Raw genomic sequence first — 4,917 nt, 5'->3', positions numbered from 1 at the left:
CCGGTGACAGGGGAGAGCATCCCCGTGGACAAGGGGGTCGGCGACCCGGTGTTCGCGGGCACGATCAACGAGACCAGCACCTTCGAGTTCGAGGTCAACGCGCTGGCGTCGAACTCGACGCTCGCACGAATCATCCACGCGGTGGAGGAGGCGCAGGGCACGCGCGCACCCACGCAGGGCTTCGTCGACCGCTTCGCCGCCGTCTATACGCCGGCTGTCTTCGTCTTCGCGCTCGCCGTGGCGCTGCTCGGTCCCTGGCTGCTCGGCTGGACCTGGATGCAGGCGGTCTACAAGGCGCTGGTGCTACTGGTCATCGCCTGCCCGTGCGCGTTGGTGATCTCGACCCCCGTCACGATCGTCAGCGGCCTGGCGGCAGCGGCCCGGCGCGGCATCCTTATTAAGGGCGGCATCTACCTGGAAGAGGCGCGCAAGCTGAAGGCCATCGCGCTGGACAAGACCGGCACCATTACCGAAGGCAAGCCCAAGCTGGTCGACTGGAGCGTCCTCGATACCGGCATCGACGCCGCCACGGCCGAGCACCTGGCCTTCGTGCTGGCGTCGCACTCGGACCATCCGGTTTCACGCGCCATCGCAGCCGGCATTCGCCCCAATAACGTGGAAGCGAAGGACTTCAAGGTGATTGCCGGGCGCGGCATCCAGGCCCATATCGGCGGCCAGGTCTGGGTGCTGGGTAACCATCGTCTCATCGAAGAGCGTGGTCAGTGCTCGCCCGCAATCGAGGCACGGTTGCGCGCTCACGAGGAAGCCGGACGGACGGCCAGCGTGCTGGCGTCCGATGCCGGCCCGGTCGCGCTGTTCGCGGTCGCCGACACCATCAAGACCTCGTCGCGCGAGGCCGTGGGTGAACTGAAGGCACTGGGCATCACCCCCGTGATGCTAACCGGCGACAACCAGGCCACGGCCTCGACGATCGCCCATCAGGCGGGCATCGACGAGGCGCGAGGCAACCTGCTGCCGCAGGACAAGCTCGAGGCGATCAAGGCGCTGCAGGCGCAGCATGGCCCGACAGCGATGACCGGTGACGGCATCAATGACGCGCCGGCGCTGGCACAAGCCGACATCGGCGTGGCGATGGGGGCCGCCGGCACCGACACCGCGATGGAAGCGGCCGACGTGGTCGTGATGAACGACGACCTGCGCCGCATCGCCGAGACGGTCAGGCTCTCGCGGACCACGCACGCGGTGCTATGGCAGAACATCACGCTGGCGTTGGGGATCAAGGCGGTGTTCCTGGTGTTGGCGGTGTTCGGCAGCGCCTCGATGTGGATGGCGGTATTCGCCGACATGGGCGCGAGCTTGCTGGTCGTGCTTAACGGCCTGCGCTTGCTGAAGAAGGGGAACGGCAAGTGACGACGACTGCACGGCGGCGGATCGACACCTGCGAGGCCGCGATGTCCGAAGTTGCCCGCTAGCGCGACGCCGGTAACACGAATAGCGCATTCGCCGCTCTCGAGCGCGCGCATGTTCTCGGGCCACTCGACTTCGTGCCGAACCTGCGCATGCACTGGGAGTTGTGAGCGTCGGCTGGGATGCAGGTGACCGGTGCGAGGACAAGGGCAAGCTGATGAGCATAGCGCTGGTGCCGGTCGGCCAACTGCTAGGGCGAATGGCGGTAGGCAACACTGAACGGTGCGAACGTCAGCTCGGTCAAACCGATGGCCTTATCCTGCCCCGGTTTCACGTACATCAGAGAGTTGGTCACTTTCTGATGAACGGAGGGCGAAATGGCGAAGAAGGCATTGGTGCGGAATCGGCAGTACACGACGGAGTTTAAGCAAGAGGCGGTCACGTTGGCCGCTTCGATCGGGGACAATGCGACCGCCAAGCGACTGGGTGTTCCGCAGTCGACGGTGACGAACTGGTTGCGGCCCAGCACCAGCCAGATGACTCCTGTTGCCAGTCCCGCCCCGTAAGCGGCCGCCGGGGTGATGAACGCCGTCTGCGCCGCTTGGGTCGCCTCCACGGCGCCGAGCGCCTTCATTGGTTGGACCGGGAACGGCGCCCTGTAGAAGGCACCGCACGCGATCATTGTTAGTCCGAAGCTGAACAGTATGCCCAGCGGGTCCATCCTCAGGACGCTGATGTAGGCCACCACGAAGGCAATGAGCGTACCCAGGTCGCCGAAGGCACCAGCCCACTCCATCCGGTCGAAACGATTACGCCCATCGCCAAGTTCGAGCGGCGCGCTCTGGACTGGCTTTCCTGATTGCTGCATTCTGACCCTCAGGCTTTCTCGACTAGCATTGACCGTGCTCCCTGGCTACGCGGCGCCAACTATGCCCCTTGTGCGCATTCCGGCCATGACGGACACTGGATCCGGCGATGGCGGACAGCGTCGGAGCGAAGCGACGCAAGTGAGCGGATTATCGCTCAGGGTGTCCGCCATGGGGGTTGAGGGACGGGTCTTTTCGAAGTGATTCCTTGGATCGCAACTCGATGCGGTGGGCGTTGTGGATGAGCCGATCGAGGATGGCGTCGGCGACGCGGTCGGCTCCGAGGTAGGCATGCCAGTCGCTCACGGGGAGCTGGGAGGTGATGAGCGTGGCGCCTGTGCCGTAGCGCTCCTCGACCGCTTCGAGCAGGTCCTGCTTCTCGATGTCGGTGAGGGTGGCCAAGCCGAAGTCATCGATGACGAGCAGCGAGAGCTTGCCCAGGCGCTTGAGCAGACGCTCGTAGGTGCCCTGAGCGCGCGCCTGGACGAACTGAGTCAGCAACGTCGGCAGGCGCAGGTACTGCACGCTGAAGCCGTTGCGGCAGGCGTGGTGGCCGAAGGCTTGGGCGAGGTAGCTCTTGCCCACGCCGCTGGGGCCAGTGACGATGACGCACTGGTGGGCTTTGATCCAGCGGTGCTGGGCCAGTTCGAGCACTTGGGTCTTGCGCAGCCCACGCGGGGTGCGGTAATCGATATCTTCGATGGCGGCGGCACGCTCCTTGAACTTGGCGACCTTGAGTCGGGAGACGAGCTTGCGGTTCTCGCGGTAGAGCCACTCGTCGTCGACGATGAGCGAGAAGAACTCCTCCTTGGTGAGGCTCTGGTGGTCGACGCGTTCGAGGCGCGTCTTGAGCGCGTTGGCCATGCCGTAGAGCTTCATGGCGATGAGTTTGTCGTAGGTTTGTTCGAGCAACATGAATCGTGTTTCCTGTGGTTGTTGAGTTGTGTTCGAATTGGGTACTGCTGTCGTGGTATGCTATAGGCATGCTCTCTTTCATGGTGTCGAATGATGGTGGTTCGATCGAATCCGCCGAGGAGAGTCAGTGGTAGTAGCCGCTGCCTCGAACGTTGACCGCGCCGAGCGAGGAAGATATGTCTTCGGCATCGCTTGGGCGCTTCGTTTCACCACGAAGCGGTGCAGCCTCCATGCGCTGATCGAGCATGGTCTTGACGGTCTTGTAGCTCGGCGAGCGGATCGCGATGGCCTTGGCACTGGCCAGTTCCAGGCGCTGCTTGCCGTGCTTGTTGGACAGGCGCAGGACCCCCAGGGCGGAGCGGTAGCCTTGCTCCGGATGCGGCTTCGAACGGATGACGTGCTCGATCAGTGCGCCGGTGTGCGGGCCGATCGAGATGCCCCACTCGATCAACCGCGACGGCGTCCACGCCAGGTGTGCGCGGTGCGAGGCAGGTCGGTGTTCGAGCACGGTGCTGTGGGCGTACTTGGCGTAGCTTCGGGGGTGGCTCGCGACGCGTTTGTCCTTGTGGAAGAGCTCGATCGTGGTCGAGGTGGCGCGGCACCACAGCGCCTCGCCGATCAGCGTGTACGGCGTGCTGTAGTAGTGGTCATCGAACTCGATGTGGTAGTCGATGTTGACCTTCACCTGTTTCCACTGCGCGTACTCGTAGCGCGTCGCCGGCAAGGGCTTCAATGCCGGCCGATCCAGGCGCTCGTAGAGCGAGCGGCGAGATTCCTTGACGTGGCGCATCACCCGATCGTTGAGCCTGACCAGAAGCTCGGCGATGGCCGCGTTCAGCTCGGCCAGGCTGTAGAAGGTGCGGTGGCGAAGGGCGGCAAGAATCCAGCGCTGAGCGACGAGCACCGCGGCCTCGACCTTGGCTTTATCGCGGGGCTTGCGGGCCCGAGCCGGTATCACGCAGGTGCCGTAGTGCCGGGCCAGTTCCTGGTACGAAGGGTTGATCTCGGGCTCGTAGCGATCGGCCCGATTGACACCCGAGCGAAGGTTATCGGGGACGGTCAGGGCGCTGACCCCACCGAAGTACTCGTACATGCGCACGTGGGCGTCCAGCCACGACGACAGTTCCTGCGACAGGCTCGCCATCGCGAAGGTGTACGAGCTGGCCCCCAGTGCGCCGACGAACAGTTGCGTGGGCACCCTCTCGCCACTGACCGGATCGGTGATCGCGACGCCGTCGCAGTAATCGACGAAGCATCGTTCGCCGGGCGCGTGGTTCTGGCGCAGCACCACCGACAGGCGCTTGTCGTACTGGCGGTACAACTCGGCGAACTGCGAGTACTGGTAGCCGTCGGGATGCTCGGCCTTGTACTCGGTCCACAGCAGCGCCAGCGTTACCTGGTGGTCGCGCCGGGCCAACTCCTCGCGCACTCGTGCCCAGTCGGGCAGCGGACGTTGACGAGGCAACCTGCCGCTGGACTGGGCCGGGTACAGGCGTTGTTCAAGCGCGGTCTCGTCGAGCGCCTCCACCGCGGCCCAGTCCGTGAGCCCGGCAGCGACCGCCCGGCGCAGGCACTCGGCCACCGCGCTCTTACCGCAGCCCACCGCCAGGCCAATGCGCCGGGTGCTGGCGACGCCGCCGAGCAGGTGCAGCCGAAGAATCTCTTTGATCTTACGCATCGCAAGCCTCTGTTGGGCCACCGCTTCGCTCCCCGGGAAAAAGGGCGAAGGGTGGCGATCAGAAAGACTTGCGTCGAGGGCTCCGAGCCT

General features: G+C 64.8%; 4 protein-coding genes and 1 pseudogene. 2 read left to right on the top strand and 3 right to left on the bottom strand.

Annotated elements, in window-relative coordinates; translation table 11 throughout:
• Positions 1-1,371, top strand: a 1,371-nt coding sequence (locus tag Q0C41_RS29700; RefSeq protein WP_291990341.1) for a heavy metal translocating P-type ATPase, incomplete at its 5' end; no start/stop codon positions are given.
• A gap of 80 nt (positions 1,372-1,451) precedes the next feature.
• Positions 1,452-1,538, top strand: a pseudogene (locus Q0C41_RS31555) (DUF3703 domain-containing protein); the annotation flags it as partial.
• Positions 1,539-1,618: 80 nt separating this feature from the next.
• On the opposite strand, the gene Q0C41_RS29695 reads toward Q0C41_RS31555, so the two are convergent.
• The 3 genes from Q0C41_RS29695 to istA form a co-directional block, all read right to left on the bottom strand.
• Positions 1,619-2,236 (bottom strand): putative sulfate/molybdate transporter, encoded by a 618-nt coding sequence (locus Q0C41_RS29695; protein WP_291990339.1) that lies wholly within the window; start codon positions 2,234-2,236, stop codon positions 1,619-1,621.
• A 148-nt stretch (positions 2,237-2,384) separates the two neighbouring features.
• Entirely contained in the window at positions 2,385-3,149 is a 765-nt protein-coding gene (istB, locus tag Q0C41_RS29690) for an IS21-like element helper ATPase IstB (protein WP_291990337.1), read from the bottom strand.
• A gap of 124 nt (positions 3,150-3,273) precedes the next feature.
• A partial coding sequence (istA, locus tag Q0C41_RS29685; RefSeq protein ID WP_291990335.1) for an IS21 family transposase occupies positions 3,274-4,917 on the bottom strand: 1,644 nt, incomplete at its 5' end.

Source organism: Luteitalea sp. (genome assembly GCF_022842525.1).
Classification (GTDB): domain Bacteria; phylum Acidobacteriota; class Vicinamibacteria; order Vicinamibacterales; family Vicinamibacteraceae; genus Luteitalea.
This window is presented reverse-complemented; position numbering and strand designations above follow the sequence as displayed.

Excerpts from the sequence above, each read along its gene's own strand:
- Q0C41_RS29695 (WP_291990339.1), bottom strand. The coding sequence starts at position 2,236 with ATGCAGCAATCAGGAAAGCCAGTCCAGAGCGCGCCGCTCGAACTTGGC.
- istB (WP_291990337.1), bottom strand. The coding sequence starts at position 3,149 with ATGTTGCTCGAACAAACCTACGACAAACTCATCGCCATGAAGCTCTAC.